At 62.0% G+C, this 18,692-nt stretch carries 19 protein-coding genes; 11 read left to right on the forward strand and 8 right to left on the reverse strand.

The window, feature by feature from the left end:
* Positions 1–80 precede the first annotated feature (80 nt).
* From AC1Q61_RS04855 to AC1Q61_RS04880, 6 genes are all read left to right on the forward strand, one after another.
* Positions 81–851: a M23 family metallopeptidase gene (locus AC1Q61_RS04855; RefSeq protein ID WP_003946431.1), complete on the forward strand. Its 771-nt coding sequence runs from the start codon at positions 81–83 to the stop codon at positions 849–851.
* A gap of 125 nt (positions 852–976) precedes the next feature.
* Positions 977–2,482 carry a glutamate-cysteine ligase family protein gene (locus tag AC1Q61_RS04860; RefSeq protein WP_042921350.1) on the forward strand — a complete coding sequence of 502 codons (1,506 nt, stop codon included), beginning with the start codon at positions 977–979 and terminating at the stop codon, positions 2,480–2,482.
* Between the two features lie 141 nt (positions 2,483–2,623).
* Entirely contained in the window at positions 2,624–3,517 is an 894-nt protein-coding gene (locus AC1Q61_RS04865) for a universal stress protein (protein ID WP_007727672.1), read from the forward strand.
* A gap of 176 nt (positions 3,518–3,693) precedes the next feature.
* Entirely contained in the window at positions 3,694–4,734 is a 1,041-nt protein-coding gene (locus tag AC1Q61_RS04870) for an LLM class F420-dependent oxidoreductase (protein WP_042921425.1), read from the forward strand.
* A gap of 358 nt (positions 4,735–5,092) precedes the next feature.
* The gene (locus tag AC1Q61_RS04875; RefSeq protein ID WP_003946389.1) at positions 5,093–5,986 is read left to right on the forward strand and encodes a universal stress protein; all 894 of its coding nucleotides are present in this window, start codon (positions 5,093–5,095) and stop codon (positions 5,984–5,986) included.
* Between the two features lie 76 nt (positions 5,987–6,062).
* Positions 6,063–6,701 carry a response regulator gene (locus AC1Q61_RS04880; protein ID WP_003946380.1) on the forward strand — a complete coding sequence of 213 codons (639 nt, stop codon included), beginning with the start codon at positions 6,063–6,065 and terminating at the stop codon, positions 6,699–6,701.
* Between the two features lie 3 nt (positions 6,702–6,704).
* On the opposite strand, the gene AC1Q61_RS04885 is transcribed toward AC1Q61_RS04880, so the two are convergent.
* From AC1Q61_RS04885 to AC1Q61_RS04905, 5 genes are all read right to left on the reverse strand, one after another.
* Positions 6,705–8,396 (reverse strand): sensor histidine kinase, encoded by a 1,692-nt coding sequence (locus tag AC1Q61_RS04885; protein ID WP_042921348.1) that lies wholly within the window; start codon positions 8,394–8,396, stop codon positions 6,705–6,707.
* A 27-nt stretch (positions 8,397–8,423) separates the two neighbouring features.
* A complete protein-coding gene (locus AC1Q61_RS04890; RefSeq protein WP_042921344.1) occupies positions 8,424–9,119 on the reverse strand; it encodes a hypothetical protein in 696 nt (231 codons plus the stop codon).
* A gap of 19 nt (positions 9,120–9,138) precedes the next feature.
* Positions 9,139–9,471, reverse strand: a complete 333-nt coding sequence (locus AC1Q61_RS04895) for a cupin domain-containing protein (protein WP_003946336.1) — start codon at positions 9,469–9,471, stop codon at positions 9,139–9,141.
* Between the two features lie 84 nt (positions 9,472–9,555).
* A complete protein-coding gene (locus AC1Q61_RS04900) occupies positions 9,556–10,047 on the reverse strand; it encodes a dihydrofolate reductase (protein ID WP_065351257.1) in 492 nt (163 codons plus the stop codon).
* Positions 10,048–10,049: 2 nt separating this feature from the next.
* Positions 10,050–10,850, reverse strand: coding sequence for a thymidylate synthase (locus AC1Q61_RS04905; protein ID WP_003946427.1), 801 nt, complete (start codon positions 10,848–10,850; stop codon positions 10,050–10,052).
* 86 nt (positions 10,851–10,936) lie between these two features.
* On the opposite strand from AC1Q61_RS04905, the gene cobF reads away from it, so the two are divergent.
* The 4 genes from cobF to AC1Q61_RS04925 all read left to right on the forward strand — a co-directional run bounded on the left by cobF (position 10,937) and on the right by AC1Q61_RS04925 (position 15,046).
* A complete protein-coding gene (cobF, locus tag AC1Q61_RS04910) occupies positions 10,937–11,677 on the forward strand; it encodes a precorrin-6A synthase (deacetylating) (RefSeq protein ID WP_042921340.1) in 741 nt (246 codons plus the stop codon).
* A gap of 76 nt (positions 11,678–11,753) precedes the next feature.
* Positions 11,754–12,920, forward strand: a complete 1,167-nt coding sequence (locus AC1Q61_RS04915; RefSeq protein WP_223304416.1) for a GGDEF domain-containing protein — start codon at positions 11,754–11,756, stop codon at positions 12,918–12,920.
* A gap of 43 nt (positions 12,921–12,963) precedes the next feature.
* Positions 12,964–14,139 carry a GGDEF domain-containing protein gene (locus AC1Q61_RS04920; protein WP_042921337.1) on the forward strand — a complete coding sequence of 392 codons (1,176 nt, stop codon included), beginning with the start codon at positions 12,964–12,966 and terminating at the stop codon, positions 14,137–14,139.
* A 40-nt stretch (positions 14,140–14,179) separates the two neighbouring features.
* Complete coding sequence (locus AC1Q61_RS04925; protein WP_007727653.1) at positions 14,180–15,046, forward strand: Fpg/Nei family DNA glycosylase; 867 nt, start codon at positions 14,180–14,182, stop codon at positions 15,044–15,046.
* Here AC1Q61_RS04925 and AC1Q61_RS04930 read toward each other — a convergent pair.
* Positions 15,039–15,914, reverse strand: a complete 876-nt coding sequence (locus AC1Q61_RS04930) for a LysR family transcriptional regulator (RefSeq protein ID WP_007727651.1) — start codon at positions 15,912–15,914, stop codon at positions 15,039–15,041. The two genes, AC1Q61_RS04925 and AC1Q61_RS04930, sit on opposite strands and share 8 nt — an antisense overlap.
* Before the next feature lie 72 nt (positions 15,915–15,986).
* Between AC1Q61_RS04930 and AC1Q61_RS04935 the strand changes: the two genes are divergently transcribed.
* Positions 15,987–17,219, forward strand: coding sequence for an MFS transporter (locus AC1Q61_RS04935; RefSeq protein ID WP_042921334.1), 1,233 nt, complete (start codon positions 15,987–15,989; stop codon positions 17,217–17,219).
* Positions 17,220–17,249: 30 nt separating this feature from the next.
* Here AC1Q61_RS04935 and AC1Q61_RS04940 read toward each other — a convergent pair whose 3' ends face one another.
* Both AC1Q61_RS04940 and AC1Q61_RS04945 read right to left on the reverse strand, forming a co-directional pair.
* Positions 17,250–18,029, reverse strand: coding sequence for a DUF427 domain-containing protein (locus AC1Q61_RS04940; RefSeq protein ID WP_215516033.1), 780 nt, complete (start codon positions 18,027–18,029; stop codon positions 17,250–17,252).
* 57 nt (positions 18,030–18,086) lie between these two features.
* Positions 18,087–18,563, reverse strand: a complete 477-nt coding sequence (locus tag AC1Q61_RS04945; protein WP_003946395.1) for a nitroreductase/quinone reductase family protein — start codon at positions 18,561–18,563, stop codon at positions 18,087–18,089.
* Between the last annotated feature and the right edge of the window lie 129 nt (positions 18,564–18,692).

The following is an 18,692-nucleotide window of genomic DNA, read 5'->3' on the forward strand; positions in this document are numbered from 1 at the left end:
ACTGTTACATTCTTCGGCAGACAGAGGAGCGGGCTTCATCAGAAGGACGCTGCACGCCGACGACTGACGGAGTACACACTGTGGGAAACCACCACCGCACGGGCAATGACGATGTTGTCTTCGAGATCGATCCCGAGGCAGCAAGCGGCCGCCACCGCACCCCGTCGGCTGGCCCTGGTGCCGGTGTCAAGGCAGGTGTCGTAGCTGCGGCTACCGGTGCACTCCTCGTCGGTGCAGGCCAGATGGGCGCAGGAACCGCTGCTGCGGCGCCGGCAACACAGACCATCGCCGGCATCGAAATCCCGCAGGGTCTGCTCCCCGAGGGCGTTGTCGTTCCGGCTGAATTGGCGGCACTTCCGGCTCTCGACATCCCCGAGCTTCCCGATTTTGCTGCCGACCTCAACACGCAGGCACAGCAGTTCCTCGCTGGGATCAACCCCGGCACCTCAGCTCGTACCGTGCAGCCGGTGTCCGGAACGCTGACCTCCACCTTCGGTTCGCGCTGGGGAGCACACCACGGTGGCCTCGACATCGCGGCTCCGATCGGTACGCCGATTCTGGCTGCAGCCGACGGCCAGGTCATCGACGCCGGCCCGGCGTCAGGTTTCGGCCTCTGGGTCCGCGTCCAGCACGACGACGGCACGGTCACCACGTACGGCCACGTCAACGACTACCAGGTCAACGTCGGCCAGCGCGTCAACGCCGGCCAGCAGATCGCCACCGTGGGTAACCGTGGCCAGTCCACCGGCCCGCACCTGCACTTCGAGGTTGCCGAGAACGGCGCAAAGGTCGATCCCGCAGCGTGGCTGCAGGCTCGCGGCGTAGCTGTCACCTGGGTCGACAACTCGTAGAAGAAACTTTCGGAGAACTGCGGTGGCGTCGGGAAATTCTTCCCGGTGCCACCGCAGTTCTCGTTTGTCGGTGACACCGGACGGATAGCCTTCAGTGACGTTGATCGTCGAAGGGGGAATGCGCAATGGGTGCAGAGGTCACGGCGCGAGAATTCACCAGAGCCGACCGTAGGCTCTTTCGTAAGAAGGTGCGCTCGTGCGTCGACGCCATGAAGCAGATGCTCGACGGTGGTGACTTCCGAGACGCCGTCGACAAGCCCGCTCCGCTGTTGGGCATGGAGATCGAGTTCAACCTCGTGACCGGCGACATGACGCCCGCGATGTCCAACCGTGAAGTGCTCGAATCCATCGACGACTCTGCGGTTTTCCAAACCGAGCTCGGACAGTTCAACGTCGAGATGAACGTCGAGCCCGGCCCACTCACCGGTGATGCGACTTTCGAATTGGAGAAGAAACTGCGGGCGTCCCTCGACGTCGCAGACGCGCGAATCCACGCGCACGACGCCGAGATGGTGATGATCGGGATGCTGCCGACACTGCAGCTCGAGCATCTCGATCGTGAGTGGATCACCGCCAACCCGCGCTACGAATTGCTCAACGAGCAAATTTTTGCCGCGCGAGGAGAGGACATCGAACTCGACGTCGAAGGTGTCGCGCTACCCGGTGGCGACGTGGAAATCCTTCGGGCCGACACCAATTCGGTGGTGCCGGAGGCGGCTTGTACGTCCATGCAGTTGCACCTGCGCGTCGCGCCGGAAGAATTCGCAGCGCACTGGAATGCCGCGCAGTGTCTGGCCGGAGTACAGGTGGCGCTTGCGGCCAATTCTCCTTTCCTGGCAGGGAAGGCGCTTTGGCACGAATCACGCATTCCGATCTTCGAACAGGCAACGGACACCCGAACTTTCGAGCTCAAGAACCAAGGTGTGCGACCGCGAGTGTGGTTCGGTGAGCGGTGGATCCATTCGGTTCTCGACCTGTTCGAGGAGAATTCACGGTACTTCCCGGCGCTGCTCCCTGATGTCTCGGACACCGATCCGCTGGAAGTGCTCGCGGCGGGCGGGGTTCCGGAGTTGAGCGAGCTTCAGATGCACAACGGCACGGTCTATCGCTGGAATCGGCCCGTCTACGACTGCTCGGATGGCAAGCCGCACTTGCGTATCGAGAATCGGGTGCTGCCGGCCGGGCCGACCGTCGTCGACATCATGGCCAATGCGGCCTTCTACTACGGAACCGTTCGCGCATTGGTGAACGCGGAGCGGCCACTGTGGTCGCACATGTCGTTCCATGCGGCAGAAGAGAACCTGCACATCGGCGCCAAGTACGGACTCGACGCCACCCTGTACTGGCCGGAGATCGGTTGGGTCGGTGCCGACGAGTTGGTCCTGCGAAGGCTGCTGCCGTTGGCGGACGAGGGTTTGGCCGATTTCGGATTGTCCGTCGCGGCCCGCGATCGGTACCTCGGCGTGATCGAAGGGCGGTGCATGAATCGGCAGACCGGTGCCGCCTGGCAACGCGAGCAAGTGGCGCACGCGGAGGCCTCGGGCGCGGACCGCTCGACTGCGCTCACCGGAATGCTCCGCGGTTACGTGGAGAACATGCGGACGGGAGATCCTGTTCACACCTGGTCCTGATTGCTCTGCTAATTCTCCTATCCGTCAACAGTTTCGGGGACCTAAGTCCCCGAAATGAAGAGGGGGCGACCCCAAAAAAGCCGGACAAGTGGGATGGTTAGAGTGAAAGTGGCTCGGTTACTTCTTCAGGAAGGTGGGCACATGAGTTCACGCGAACATAACAGTGTTGTTGTCGGAGTCGAGGGTTCGGACACTGCGTCCACAGCGCTCCGCGAGGCCGCGAAAATCGCCGCCCAGCGCGAATTGCGACTCGACATCATCCACGCTCTCGACTTCGCGCCTTACGGTTTCGGCGGACCGTACGTCGACGCGGGTGGGGTGTACGAATGGGTCGAAGAGGCCGGAAAAGCGATCTTGGCGGAGGCGGAACAGTTCGCCCGTGAGATCGATCCGAAACTCGAAGTTCACACCGAAATCGCCATCGGCAGCGCAACTCAGTGGCTGATCGAGAGTTCGGCACAAGCCAGGCGGGTAGTCGTCGGAGCGTCGGCGTCAGGCAAGGCGGCGACAGCAGTCCTCGGCAATACCGCGGTCGGTGTGGCCAGTCACGGCAAGTGTCCGGTCATCGTCGTTCGGGACCGCGATGGTGCGGTGCCCTCGGAAGGACCCGTAGTGGTCGGCGTCGACGGCAGCGCGTTGAGCGCCCAGGCCGTCGGTGCGGCTTTCGAGGAAGCGTCGTTCCGCGGAGTCGAGTTGGTGGCGTTGCACGTGTGGAGTGACCTCGGCAGTGCGGCATTCGAAGACCCGAGGGCCGCTGCGCTTGCCCCGCAGTCTCTCGAAGAGGAAGAGCACGCGGTACTCAGCGAGAGCTTGGCCGGATGGTCCGAGCAATACCCGGACGTGAAGGTCCGGCGCGAGGTATACCTCGACAACCCACGCGGACGGCTGTTGGACTGGTCGGCAAAAGCGCAGCTCGTCGTAGTCGGAAGCCGTGGTCGCGGTGGATTCCGCGGCATGTTGCTCGGCTCGACCAGCAACACCCTGATCGCTTCGGCCAAGTGCCCCGTCATGGTGGTTCGCCCCGAAGAATCCTGACCCTCGACAGGCTCTCCCACTACCCCGTTCATTTCGGTCATCGAATATGAACGGGGTAGTCACATGAATGCGGACTCAGGTTCCGTAGTGTTCGATGTGAGTAAGTGTTCGATGGGAGTACCACTGCTCGTGTGCGCGTCGCACACGGCAGCAATCGTCAGGATTGGGGTTACAACGTGCGTATCGGTATGGGTTTGAACTACAGCGGCGGGTTCGCCGAAACCGTCGAAGAGGTCGGTGACCTGGAGAAGGCGGGCCTCGACATCGCCTTCGTCCCGGAGGCGTATTCCTTCGACGCCGTCAGCCAGCTCGGTTACCTGGCGGCCAAGACGTCGACCATCGAACTCGCTTCGGGAATCTTTCAGATCTACACCCGTACGCCCTCGTTGACCGCCATGACGGCGGCGGGCCTGGACTTCGTCTCCAACGGTCGCTTCGTGATGGGACTGGGCGCTTCCGGACCGCAGGTGATCGAGGGGTTCCACGGCGTCAAGTACGACGCTCCGCTGGGACGCACACGTGAGGTCGTCGAGATCTGCCGTCAGGTTTGGCGCCGCGAGAAGGTCGAGTACCAGGGCAAGTACTACCAGGTTCCCCTCCCCGCCGAGAAGGGCACCGGACTCGGAAAGCCGCTCAAGCTGATCAATCATCCTGTGCGTGAGCGCATCCCGATCCTGATCGCTTCGCTCGGACCCAAGAACGTCGAGCTGACGGCGGAGATCGCCGAAGGCTGGGAACCTATCTTCTTCCATCCGGAGAAGGCAGCAAGCGTGTGGGGTGAGCCGATTGCGAAGGGCAAGGCCAAGCGCGATCCGAGCCTCGGCGAGCTTCAGGTGTACGCGTCGCCGGCCCTGGCCATCGGTGACGACGTCGACCACATGCTCGACTGGGTACGCCCGAGCCTCGCGCTGTACATCGGTGGCATGGGCGCCAAGGGCAAGAACTTCTACAACGATCTCGCGGTGCGCTACGGTTACGAGGAAGCCGCTGCGAAGATCCAGGATCTCTACCTCGCGGGCAAGAAGGACGAAGCCGCAGCAGCGGTCCCGGACGAACTGGTTCGCGCAGTGTCGTTGATCGGTCCCGAGAGCTACGTCAAGGAACGCGTCGCAGCCTTCGCCGAAGCCGGTGTCACGACGCTCAACGTCACGCCGTTGGCGGCCGACCGCAACGGCCGAGTGCAGCTGATCGAGAAGTTCCGCAAGATTTGTGACTGACCCTGCTGTGCGCCTTTATTAACCGCCGGCGGTTAACAAAGGCGCACAGCAGAGCAGGTGGTTCGGGATCTCCTGCGTACGAAACCCGATTTTGGGCGCTTGTTGACAGGACTTTTTTCACTTCTGACCGGTCGGGTTCTTCACCTAACGTGGATCGAGTAGCCAGGGTTTGCGTGCGAATCCGGCACCGGTGGCCTCGTTGACGCCCGAAAGGGATGTTGGCGGGGCCGTTGCCGCAGTCCACCCGAACACCCAATGTCCGATTCGGGACTCGCGTCGGCTGATGAATCCTTTTTGAGGTCATTGGGCAATAGTGTGAGGGCGAAGAGATTCTGTGGTCGATTGTGGAGGGACGAACATGAGTGCAACCAAACCCGTCGTCGTAGCGGTAGACGGTTCGGAATCGGCGTCGTCGGCTGTCGTCTGGGCGGCGAGGACCGCGGTGGCGCTCGGTCGACCGCTCCACATCGCGACGGTGGTGCACATCCCAGCCTTCTACTACTCCGAGCCTTACCTCGCCGAGAGCTTCAAGGACGAACTGCGGCGCACTGCCACCGCTCGTCTGGACAGCGCACAGATTCTCGCGCGGCAAAGCATCGACGACGACCTCGAGATCGTCACCGAACTACTCGACGGCAGCGTCTCCGATCGCCTGATCGAATTGTCCAAGGGCGCGTACATCATTGCGCTCGGCCCTCGCGGGCACGGCGAATTCACCGGATTGGTCGTCGGTTCTGCGACGGTCTCGGTTGTCTCGCACGGCGAATCTCCGGTTGCAGTTGTCCGAGGACGGACGCTCGACGGTCGACCGCCGACCGAGGGCCCCGTCGTCGTCGGTGTCGATGGATCCGAAAGCAGCATCGAGGCAGTCGAGCACGCTTTCGAGCAGGCCTCCGCGCGGGGCGCCACCTTGATCGCCGTCAACGTGTGGAGCGACGTGAGTGTGCAGCCCTCGTTGGGCGCCACCCCCGACGACCCACTGTGGAGCAGCATCCAGACGGGTGAGGAAGTTGTCCTCGCGGAGCAATTGGCCGGATTCACCGAGCGTTACCCGGACGTCGTCGTCGAAAGAGTCGTCGCGCGTGACCGTCCGGTCCGAGTCCTGAGCGAATATGCGGAGACGGCGCAGTTGATAGTCGTCGGCAGTCGCGGGCGCGGCGGATTCGCAGGAATGCTCCTCGGATCGACCAGTCGAGCGCTCCTGCACACCGCGGATTGCCCGGTTCTCATCGTCCGGCACGTCAACAAGTGAAGAGAATGCATTCCATGAGTTCTGAGTCCACCGTCTCCGGTACCGTTCGACGTGAGATGTCTTTTGGAGGGGTTCGATGACAACGCGGATATTCCTGGTGGACGATCACGAGATCGTCAGACGCGGATTGTTCGACCTACTCGGTGGGGTCGAGGACTTCGTGGTGGTGGGCGAGGCGGCGTCCGTGGGGGAAGCGCTGGCCGCGGTACCGCAGAGCAACGCCGACGTCGCTGTTCTGGACGTACGCCTGCCTGACGGCAACGGCGTCGAACTGTGCCGAGAACTCCGCTCGATGCTTCCCGACCTCCGCTGCCTGATGCTCACGTCGTACGCCGACGACGAGGCGTTGCTCGACGCGATCATGGCGGGCGCCTCGGGATTCGTCCTCAAGCAGATTCTCGGAACCGATCTGGTCGCTGCAGTCCGCACAGTCGGGCGCGGCGGTTCACTGCTCGACAGTCGTGCAACCGAGGCGCTGATGCAGCGGATCCGCAGCGACCGTACAGCTGATCCGTTGGCCGAACTTTCCGATCAGGAGCGAGCAGTCTTCGACCTCATCGGAGAGGGGCTCACCAACCGGGAGATCGGCGCGCGATTGTTCCTCGCGGAGAAGACGGTCAAGAACTACGTGACGCGTCTGCTCTCGAAGCTGGGCATGCAGCGTCGTACTCAGGCTGCGGTGCTGGCGACCGAAATCCGTAGCGGCAGTCGCTAGGATCTAACGACCGGATTTCGGTCGATTCGAGTTGGTGCGACCGAGCGGTACTCGCCAGAGCAGGCGTGCACCGCTCGGATCGTGATTGACGATCGTGCACGTACCGCCGCAATGTTCGGCGCGGCGCTCCAGATTGTGCAGTCCACTCTTGTGGAAGTCGGAGGGGAGTCCGACGCCGTCGTCCTCGATCGTGATCGCAAATTCGACGTCCGCGGTGACAGCGATGGTGATGTGGCGTGCGTGTGCATGCCGAAGGACGTTGCTCAACCCCTCACGCAGCACGGCTTCGGCGTGCTGGTGGATCCCGGGATTCACCAGAGTGTCGATGGCGCCGGAGAATTGGACGCTCGGGGTCACCGCGGACTGTGCGGTGGCGTCGCCGATGACATCGAGGAGGCGTCGGCGCAGGCTCGACGAATCGGTGGCCGTCGGAGTCTGCAGATCGAAGATGGTTGTCCGGATCTCGCGGACTGTCTTGTCGAGCTGTTCGAGAGATCGTTTGACAATCGCGCGCGCCGACTCCGGGAGGGTCTCGTCCGGAAGCGTGCTCTGCAGGCTCATTCCGCTCGCGAACAGTCGCTGGATGACGTTGTCGTGCAGGTCTCGTGCGATGCGGTCGCGGTCGGCGAGAACGGACAACAGGCGTTGCGCCTTTTGTTTCTCGTCGAACTCGATTGCAACGGAGCCGAGTTCGGCCATCGACTCGATCCGGGTCAGTTCGTCGTGATCCCAGTGTGTGTTGGTGGAATTCGACGCCACGATGACCGCGCCGACTACACCCGAGGCGACGCACATCGGTGCCACGACCGCACTCCCAGCCGACGGCACCAGTTCGGTGAGTGCGCCTAAAGTGGTGAGTACCTGTAGCTTTCGAGTGCTCCGCACCACGTCGAACGGATAAGTGGTCGCCGGGATTCTGACTCCACGTGACGTGGTCCGAGCGCTGGCCGCGGCGTGAACCTGTGCGTAGCCGTTCTCGCAGATCACCACGATCACGTCGTCGACGCCGGTCAGGTCCCGAACGCGACTGGCAAGAAGTTGCAGGCCGTCCTCGAGCGAGTCACCGGCCAGCAACCGCGAGCGGATGGCAGATGTTGCGGTGAGCCATCTTTCACGAGTTCGTGACTGCTCGAACAGTCGGGCGTTTTCCACAGCGATGCCGGCTGCGATGGCGAGGGCTTCGAGAATGACCTCGTCTTCCTGGGTGAACTCGGCCTGTCCCCGTTTCTCGGTCAGGTAGATGCTTCCGAACACCTTTCCCCGCATCATGATCGGCGCTCCGAGGAAGCTCTCCATCGGTGGATGATTTGCGGGGAATCCCACCGATTCGGGATGGTCGCCGAGATGGGCCACACGCAAAGTCTGCGGGTGATTCATCAGAACACCCAGCACGCCATGACCTTCGGGGAAATGTCCCATGGTCGCGCGTTGGGACCCGGAGATTCCCTCGTACACGAATTCCGAGAGCCCGCCCCCCGGCGCCGCGACCCCCAGGGCGCCGTAGCGGCAATCCAGAACCGTTGTCGCAGAGGTGATGATCCGTTGAAGCGTCAGGTCGAGGTCCAGGCCGGAGCCGACCACCAGGACCGCCTCGAGCAGGCGGTGGAGTGTCGGTATGTCGGCATTGGAATCGCCCAGGCGGTCGAGCAACTCGCCGAACGTACGTGCCGGACTGTGACCCGAAGCTTCGACCATGGTCGAAGCATATCGCCTCACCGAACGTCAGCTCTCCTGGCGGCGACCTTCCCACCACGACGACCAGTGATGCTTGATCTCGTCGAACTCGTCATCGCTCAGGTCGTAGGTGGTCAGCAGGATGGACATGCCTCCGTCGGGCCGCTGCGCCGTCACCGACTGGGTGGCGACAGACAGCAGGCCAGGGCCGAGATCCTCGACTGTCAGCCCGAATTGGTGGTCGGTGACGTAGTCGACGACGCCTTCGAAATAGTCGCCGGGAGCGATTGTCACCGCGTACCGACTTCCCGCTTCCAATTCGATTTCGGTGAGCCCGAGGACGCTTGCCACGTTCTCACCGGGGAGCAGAAGGCCGTCGAGATAAATGGTTTTACGCTCGGCCAGTCCGTGGTGCTCCACTGCGAATCTGAGCAGCTGGAGGAATGTCGTCCAGCCCTCGGTGATGTCGTCGTACCAGTCGTCGTCGGCAGATTTGGCCGGCCGATCGATGCGGACGACCGTCTTGCCGTCCTGTTCGCGAAGTGAGAAACGGTCGCCGTTTCCGAGTTTCAGCGTCAACGCTTCGGGGTCGGCCTCAGCGGTGGAGTAGATCTGGGTGATTTCGTCGTCGAGTCCGTCGTACTCCCAGCCGAACCAACGTCGAATCAGCGACGGGTCGCGCAGCGCGGGCCAGAGTACGGACGGGGCTGCGACGACGGACACTTCGATCACGGTTTCGCTCACGCGGAAGACGCTACCGATTTCAGCCCTTCATGGCGACGGTCAGTAGAAATGCAACGTCTTCGAGCGCTTCGACGCTGTGCCGGTCGGCCGGGACGGTCAGGAAATCACCCGTGGATCCTTTCCACTGGTCGCTCCCACACACAAGATTCAGCTTCCCGCTCAGGACCAACAATGTGGCTTCGCCCGGACTGTCGTGTTCGGCGAGGCTCTTGCCGGCGCTCAGCGCGATCACCGTCTGTCGCAGGCTGCGCTGGTGGCCACCGTAGACGGTTTGTGAACTGCGACCGCTGGTCGCCGAGCCCGCCAGTTTCAACTGTTGGCGAGCGAGAGCGGTCAGTGACTTCTTGTCCATCGAAGACCTCTCGGAAGCGGTGAATGTCCTTCTTGGAGTATGACCGACTCACTCGCGAGGTGCCTCGTTATCGGCGGAAGTCGGTCAGCGCGTGTACTCCAACCAGCGGAAGCGCAGGCCGCTCTTCTCCGAGGTCTGCCAGGGCTCGTCGGATTTCAGGTTCCATTCGGGGCCGATCTCGGGAGCAAAAGCATCACCGGCGACGTCGAGGTCGATCTCGGTCACCAGTAGATGCGTTGCGAATGGCAGTGCAGCCGAATAAATTTGCCCGCCACCGACGACGAAGACGTCACCGTCCGGCAACGCCAGGGCGTCGTCCAGCCTGTGGACTACCTCGGCGCCTTCGGCGTGCCATTGCGGATCGCGTGTGACGACGATGTTCCGACGCCCGCTGAACGGACGGAACTTCGATGGAATGGAGTCCCAGGTGCGCCGCCCCATGATTACCGGATGGCCCATGGTGACGCGTTTGAAGTAAGCCATGTCCTCGGACACGCGCCACGGGATCGAGTTGTCGGCGCCGATGACGCCGCCGTGGGCCTGCGCCCAGATGAGGGTGACTGTGCGATCGGTCATCGTCAGACCGCTACCGGGGCTTTGATCGCGGGGTGGTGCTGATAGTCGACGATCTCCACGTCCTCGAAGGTGTAGTCGAAGATGGAGTCGCGCTTGTTCAGCTTCAGGGTCGGCAACGGCAGCGGTTCGCGGCCGAGCTGCTCGGTCACCTGGTCGACGTGATTGTCGTAGATGTGGCAGTCGCCGCCGGTCCAGACGAACTCGCCGACGTCGAGTCCGGCCTGCTGGGCCATCATGTGGGTGAGCAGCGCGTAGCTGGCGATGTTGAACGGAACGCCGAGGAACATGTCGGCGCTGCGCTGGTACAGCTGGCAGGAGAGCTTGCCGTCGGCGACGTAGAACTGGAAGAAAGCGTGGCACGGCGCCAGGGCCATCTGCGGAATGTCGGCGACGTTCCACGCCGAAACGATGATCCGCCGCGAATCGGGGTTGGAGCGCAGAGTCTCGACGGTCTGCGTGATCTGGTCGATGTGCTCGCCCGAAGGGGTGGGCCAGCTACGCCACTGGACGCCGTAGACGGGGCCGAGTTCACCGTTCTCGTCGGCCCACTCGTCCCAGATGGAGACGCCGTGCTCGTGCAGCCACGCCACGTTGGAGTCGCCGCGCAGGAACCACAGGAGTTCGTTGACTATCGACTTGAGGTGGACCTTCTTGGTGGTGACGAGCGGAAAGCCGTCGGCAAGATCGAAACGCATCTGGTGACCGAAGATGCTGCGGGTGCCGGTTCCGGTTCGATCGGATTTGGCGGTACCCGTCTCCATGACGAGCCGGAGGAGGTCTTCGTAAGCAGTGGAGACAGTCACGGGAATCAGTCTAGGGCCTGCCTTGCCGTGCGCCTTTATTAACCTCCCGCGGTTAATAAAGGCGCACGGCAATATAGCCTCGGCACATGCGCGAACTCTTGGTGATCGGTATCGGTGCTGGTGATCCCGACCAGGTGACGGTTCAGGCGATCAAGGCCATGAACAGGGCCGATACCTTCTTCATCATCGGAAAGGGTGACGAGAAGCAGGCCCTGGTCGACTTGCGCACCGGCATTCTCGACGAGCACGTTCACCTCGACTACAAGGTGGTCGAGATCACGGACCCGCCGCGGGACCGAACCCCGACCGACTACGAGGGCGTCGTCGAGGACTGGCACGAGCGTCGGGCCGCGAAATTCGAAGCGGAATTCGCGGCCGAACCTGGCGTCGGCGCGATTCTCGTCTGGGGTGACCCTTCCCTCTACGACAGCACTCTGCGGATCGTCGAGCGCGTGCTCGCTCGCGGGAGAGTTTCGTTCGACTACTCCGTCATCCCGGGAATCACCAGCGTGCAGTCGCTGGCTGCACAACACCGGATCGTCCTGAACCGAATCGGCGAACCCATCCACATCACGACCGGCCGCAAACTGGCCGAGGGATTGCCCGACGGCGTGGACAATGCCGTCGTGATGCTCGACGCGCATTGCACCTTCACTCAGGTAAGCGAAAACGACGCCGAGATCTGGTGGGGCGCGTACCTCGGGACCCCGGACGAGGAGTTGATTTCCGGCAAACTGCGTGACGTCGAAGATCAGATCGTCGCTCGCCGGGCGGAGTTGCGTGAGAAGCACGGTTGGATCATGGATACGTACCTCGTTCGGCGCTGACAACCGACCCTGGATTTGCCGCCTCGATCCTGCACTCTTGATCCCGAACGACGGTCTGCGCACCTATGATCTGCGCATGACATCGTTCGGGCAGGACCGACTGCAGTCGATTCTGCCCGCGCCGCGTGGCCGTGAAAAATCAGCTGTGAAGTCGGCTTTCGACCTTCTGGTTCAGTGGTATCGGCGTCCTGATCAATTCGACAGTTTCAATCGATACCTCGCCACGAAGGGCCTGGAGCTAGCTGTCCGATTGCTGGTCATCGGCTCACTGACGACGGTCATCATTGCGATGACTCTGCTGCGCTTCAGCGACGCTGGCGTGCACAACCACGTCACCAGCGTCGTCAACGCCGTCATCATCGCCGTCACGATTGCGGTGATCGTGCTCTTCTGCCTTCTGCCCGAAATCACGCGTCGGTGGTCGTACTTCTTTGTCGCCTACTGCGAGGTCGGCGTATTCGTCGGTGTGTTCTTGAACAACGACCCTTTCATCGGGTTGATCCAGTGTGTGCTCTTCGTACTGATCGGTGGTTACATCGCGTACTTTCACAACGCGAGACTCCAGGCGGTTCACATCGCGCTGTCCATCGTGGTTCTGGCAGTGGTCGGCCGAAAGGTTGCGGTCTACGCGGATCCTGCGTTGGCCACCGCACTGTGTCTGATCATCGCCACCGGGATCGTGGTCATCCCGTTCGCCTGCCAGTTCGTCCTCTCACTTCTCGGCTCCGACGCGGACAGTTCGGATGTGGATCCGTTGACAGGGCTTCTGAATCGGCGCGGGCTGCAGCGAGCTGTTGTCGAAATGGGGGCGACGGGGCATGCGTCGAGCAAGTCGTCGTATGTCGTCGCGATTGTCGATGTCGATTCGTTCAAGAGCGTCAACGACTCACAGGGGCACGAGGAAGGCGATCTCGTACTTCGCCAGATTGCTGATCGACTGCGGTGGTGCGGCGGCGAGAAGGCGCTCTTCGCCAGATTCGGTGGGGACGAGTTCGTGTTGGTAGACACGATAGACGTCGGCGCAGCGCCTGCGTTCGAAGACAATCTGCGAAGGCACTTGCGAATCGACGATCGTGATCCGGTAGTGACCACCAGCGTCGGAGTCGCGATCACCTCTGCCGAATGGTCGTCGATTATTTCCGACGAGGAGTTGACGGAACTGTTTCGAGTAGCCGATGCCTCGATGTACCGCGCGAAGGCCGCCGGCGGCGATCAGGTTGTGATGTGGGACGGCAAACAGTGAAAATTGTCTGATTGCGGGGAGTTGACTGGATTACCCTGACACTATGGAATCTGCCGAGAGTGTTGAGCGTTCGGACGCCGTGGCGTCTCGACGACCGCTCTCGGGCCCCGCGTTCCGGCTGATCTCTTCTCAACTTGTCGATTGGTATCGGCGTCCGGACCAATTCGACACCTTCAATCGCTATCTCGCGGACAAAGGGTTGACCGTCGCCTCGCGGTTTCTCGTCGTCTGCTCGTTGGTGCTGGTCACCGTGATCATGTTCCTCACTCGCTTCAGTCCACAGGGACCGACCACTTCGCACGCGCGCACCGCGAACGCAGTCATCATGGTCATAACCGTGATGATGGCCGTCGCCCTCTCGACGAGGCGCAATCTCTCCCGTTCCTGGTCTTACGCCTTTGTGCTCTACTCGGAAGTGGGAATAGCGGCCGCAATGCTGCTGTACTCCAATCCACTTGCAGCACTGGCACACGCCGTGATGTTCTCGGTGATCGGCGGATACATCGCGTTCTTCCACAATGCTCGAATACAGAGCCTTCACATGTTGTGGGTATTCGTCGTGGTCATCGGCATCGTGACACGTACGGCCGTGGTCGAAAACGATGTGGATGTTCCGGTTCTGGTCGCGTTGGTAGTACTGGTCGGCGCGGCAATCTACGTGATTCCCTTTGCCTGTCAGTTCATTTTCTCGATCCTCGGCACCGACGCGTTGAACTCGCAATTGGACCCACTGACGGGACTGCTCAACAGGAGGGGACTGGCCGACGAAGTACGACTGTTGCTGGAGCGGTCGTACACGCACTCGGCGCTCTTGGTAGTCGCCGCCGTCGACATCAATCGATTCAAGGCCATCAACGACGAGTACGGACATACCGTCGGTGACGCTGTGATCGAAAAAGTCGGATCGAGGCTGGTCGAATGCGCCGGCCCGGCGGCCTTGATCGCACGGATAGGCGGCGACGAGTTCGTCATCGTCGATTCGGTCGATCAACGCTCGTTCCATCGACTCGAACATGAGCTACTCCGTTCGACGATCACCTCGCCCGATCATCCCGAGGTGGCGATGAGCGTCGGAATCGCGAAGATTGCAGGGCCTTTCGAATCAGCGGATGATGCGCTGGTCGCATACCCGACTCTGCTGCGGCGAGCGGATCGGGCGATGTACTCCGCGAAGGCACGCGGTGGGCATTCGGTGGTGCTGCAGACGGAAACGGACTGAGCGCGCTGTGAGTGTCCGTGGTCGGCGTTAGTCTGTTGCCATGCCTGAACTACCCGAGGTGGAAGCGCTGGCAGGGTTCCTTCGTCAGCACGCGGTCGGCGCAGTGGTGGGACGCGTCGACATCGCTGCATTGAGTGTGCTCAAGACCTTCGATCCGCCGATCACTGCTCTGCAGGGGCGTGACGTCACGGGCGCCGCCCGCTTCGGGAAGCATCTGGCTCTGGATTGCGACGGGTTGTGGTTGGTCACGCATCTCTCCCGTGCCGGCTGGATGCGCTGGCTGGACAATCCATCGGCGACGCCGCCGAAGCCGGGGAAGGGGCCGTTGGCGCTGCGCGTTCATTTCTTCACACCCGAAGGTCTGACGCCGGCATTCGATCTCACCGAAGCCGGCACCAAGAAACGCCTCGCCGTCTGGGTCGTGAACGATCCGCAGGAGGTTCCGGGCATCGCCCGGTTGGGGCCGGACGCGATGGCTGTGACCGAAGCCGAGTTCGCACAGATTCTGGGCGGAACGTCGGCGCGGATCAAGAACTCGATAGTCGAGCAGTCGTTGATCGCCGGTATCGGGAACGCCTACTCGGACGAGATCCTCCACACCGCGAAACTCTCGCCTTTCGCGACCTCGTCGCGGCTGACGCCGGATCAGATTTCGACGCTGTATGCCGTGATGCGATCCACGCTGGCCGACGCGATCGAGCGTTCGGAAGGTCAGGACGCGGCCCGGCTCAAGGGTGAGAAACGCTCGGGGATGCGAGTGCATGCTCGTACCGGACTTCCGTGCCCGGTGTGCGGTGACGTCGTACGCGAAGTGTCGTTCGCGGAGCGCTCTTTTCAATACTGCGCGACGTGCCAGACCGGCGGTAAACCGTTGGCGGACAGGCGAATGTCGAAACTGCTCAAGTAGCGAACTGCGCTGCGAGTAGTTCGACGAACTCGCGGGCGAGCGCCGACGAATGGGTGGGTTCGGTGATTGCGTGGACGATCCGATGCGGCGCATCGGTGATCGGAATACAGACCAATTCGGGGTGCAGGGCGCTCATGGACTGGGGGAGCAAACCTACGCCCAGGCCGTTGGCGGTCAGTGAACAGATCAGGTCTACCGAGTTGGCTTCAAGTGTTTTTCCCCGAGGGACCTGTGATTCGGCGAAGGCTTGGTCGGTTTGGACACGGGCCTCGCTGCCGGAGGCGAAGTCCACGAGAGTGTGATCGCGTAGGTCTTCGAGCCTGATCGACGAAGCCTGGGCAAAGGGATGGTCGGGAGCAACGAACGCTGCGGTGGGTTCACTCCACAGCGGTGCGGCGGCAAAGCTCTTGGGTAGGCGACCTGCGGCCAATCCGACAATGCCGACGTCGATTGCACCGGACCGGACTCCCTCGATAACTACTTCACTGCCGTACGGTCGCGCGGTGATGTTGATTGCAGGGTGGCGCCGTGTCAGATCTGCCAGGGCGCGTCCGACGTCGACGCGCCCCGCCGAGGTGATGGTGCCGACCGTCAACCGCACTTGCTCGTTGCTCCGTGCGGAGACATCACTGACGAGTCTCGACACGGCGCCGAGTACCTCGCGGGAGCGGGCGACAAAAACCTCGCCTGCAGCAGTCAGGCCGACGTTTCGGCTGTTCCGGTTGAACAATTCGACTCCCAGTTCCTTTTCGAGGTCTCTGATCTGGGCACTCAAGGCGGACTGGGAAACGTGCAACCGCGACGCTGCTCGGCTGAAGTGTCTGTCTTCCGCGACTGCCAGGGCGTAGCGGATGTGACGTAGTTCCATCGCACCAATCTATCGTTTCTGGAGATAGATCATGCATATCTATCTATTGGACGCGCGTCGGTGTAGGCGGTCATGCTTGACGACATGATTTCAAGCGACGCGCGTCCGAGGCTCGGACTACCGATAGTGCTGCTGATGGCTGCGGCGACGGGCCTGTGCGCGGGCGGTAACTATTTCAACCAGCCACTCCTCGATTCCATCGCAGATCACCTGAATGTGTCGGCCTCCGCAGCGGCCGCGACGGTGACCATCGCGCAGGTCGCGTATGCACTCGGATTGATACTTCTGGTTCCGGTGGGCGACATGGTGGACCGACGCAAGCTGACGGTAGGGCTCATGCTGCTGGCGGCGACCGGTCAAGCGGTCAGCGGATTTGCGCCCAACTTTGCCACGCTGGCAGTGGGAATCGCTGTCGCTGGAGTCTTTTCGGTCGCCGCCCAGGTGCTCATTCCGTTTGCCGCCTCACTGGCCGAACCTGAGAGGTCCGGTCAGGTGGTCGGCACGATCATGAGCGGACTGCTGATCGGAATCCTGCTGGCGCGCAGCGTTGCCGGCGTCCTCTCCGGACTGGGAGGTTGGTCGACGGTATACAAGGTTGCGGCGGTGCTGATGGTGGTGATGGCCGTGGCATTGTGGCGATCTCTGCCTTCCGATTCCGCAGATCGCCCGAAGGCAAGCTACCGCGCAACGCTCGCTTCGGTAGGGAAGTTGGCTGCGACCTTGCCGCGCCTGAGAACCCGATCGGCCATGGGCGGACTGGCTTTTGCTGCTGTCAGCACCGTCTTCACGACGATGGCCTTTCTTCTGTCCGGCGAATTCGGCTACAGCGACACTCAAATCGGCTTGGTCGGACTACTCGGTGTGGCGGGAGCTTTGATGGCGACGGTGGCGGGCAGACTGGCCGATCGGGGATTGGGTCAGCTGGCGACCGGCGGCGCCATCGCGATTCTCTTGGTGTCGTGGCTTCCCTTTGTCGCCGGTGCCACCCACGTGGTGTGGTTTCTCGTTGCCATCGTCCTTGCCGACCTCGCGCTGCAGGGAGTGCACGTCAGCAACCAGAACGTGATCTACGCCCTTGTCCCCGAAGCGCGTTCGCGTGTGAATTCCGTGTACATGACCACCTACTTCGTCGGTGCTGCCGTGGGCTCGGCGGTGGGGTCAGTGGTGTGGAAGTCGTACGGCTGGAACGGAGTATGCATCGCCGGGTTGGTCTTCTCCGTTGCAACGGCGATGGTGTGGGTGCATGATCGCCGACTGGAGACGGCTGAACTGCGAATCCCGGAATCCCCTGTTGCAGTGGGGTAGGCACCCACACCTTCTCGGCTCCAGCACCTTTCAGATTTCGGCACCGTCCACCAGGATCTTGCCGACGCGTTCGGGATAGAACGACACGTGGTCGTCTATCCCGGACGCTTCGGCGGTAGTGAACGGATAGAACCACGCCAGATCCTCGATCGGAGCGAGTTCGGTTGTGCCGGTGAACGACAGATACGACGCAGTGCCCTTGTAGGGGCAGGCCGTGGTGGTCGGGGACGGCGCAAAGTACTCGCTGTGAACGTCGATTCTCGGAATGTAGTACCGCGTGGGCAGTCCGGTTTCGAAGAGCAGTCTGGGTCGTCTCGTCTCGGCGACCAGTACGTCGCCGACAAAAACCCGGACGTGGCGGGACGAGGGGAGTGCGTCGATACGTACGTATGGATCGCGGGCGTGGACAAAGACCTGTTGATCCTCCTCGTACCAGGCGTCCATGCGATCCCAATAGAATGCGACGTACTCACTCAGATCCAGGGAACCGTCGAACTGTTCAGGGTAGGTCCAGACGGCGTCCTCGGCCCGGCGATCCCCGATCTCGATCGTCCAGTAGGTGGCGTCACCTTTCCATGGGCAATGGGCGGTCGTCGACGTCGGGACGAGGAATTCGGTACGAACGTCCGCGAGGGGGATGTAGTACATCGGCAGGCGGCCGCGTTCGAAAAGGTATACCGAACGAGTGGTGTCTGCGACGGCGTGACCAGCGAAGAAGGCTCGAATTCGGCGGGGGTTCGGCTCCAGTGCGATCCGCCCGTTGGAAGCTGTGATCTGTGTGTCTTCTGCGTGAGTCAGTGCTGTGGACATTCGCGAATGCTCCTGAGATCGGCAGGGTGGTCCTTCCCATCCTGCGCCCGGCAGCAGTTATTTGACAGGTTGGAGTCGAAATACGCGGATCTGGCGCCCGAATGCTCGATCGGCGTAGGTTTCGTACGGCGGCCACGTGGTGGTCGCGAGCTCCCACAGCTTCTTACGCGTGGCGCCCTCCGCCAGACTCGCACCGACCGGTATTTCGACGCCCTTCACTGTCACGATTGCGGTGGGGTTTGCCATCAAATTGAGTGTCCATGCTGGATGCGTATCCTGCCCCCAGTTCGAACCGACGACGACAAACGCATCGCCGTCGGGTGCGTACAGGAGTGGCGTGGTTCGAGAACGGCCGGTCTTACGGCCCGTCGTGGTGAGCAGTAGCTGAGTCACGGTGTTCTCTCCGACCAGCGAGAGCTTGCCTCCCGACACTCTCTGCACTGCTCGATCGAGCGGAACCAGATCCTTGCCGAGATCCGAGAACCATTGTGTATGGCCGACATTGCGCATCAATGACCGGTAGATATTGCGCATCGGACCCCTCGCATTCTCGGCACTGTTTCGAGGCTGGTGCACCTCGACTCGAAAGAGTCTGCCACGTCTGGTCACAGATACCTGAGTCCCAAGGTCCCGAAAGGAATGAAGCGGTCAGCCGAATTCGGT

The organism is Rhodococcus sp. MPR-R1B (assembly GCF_058793255.1).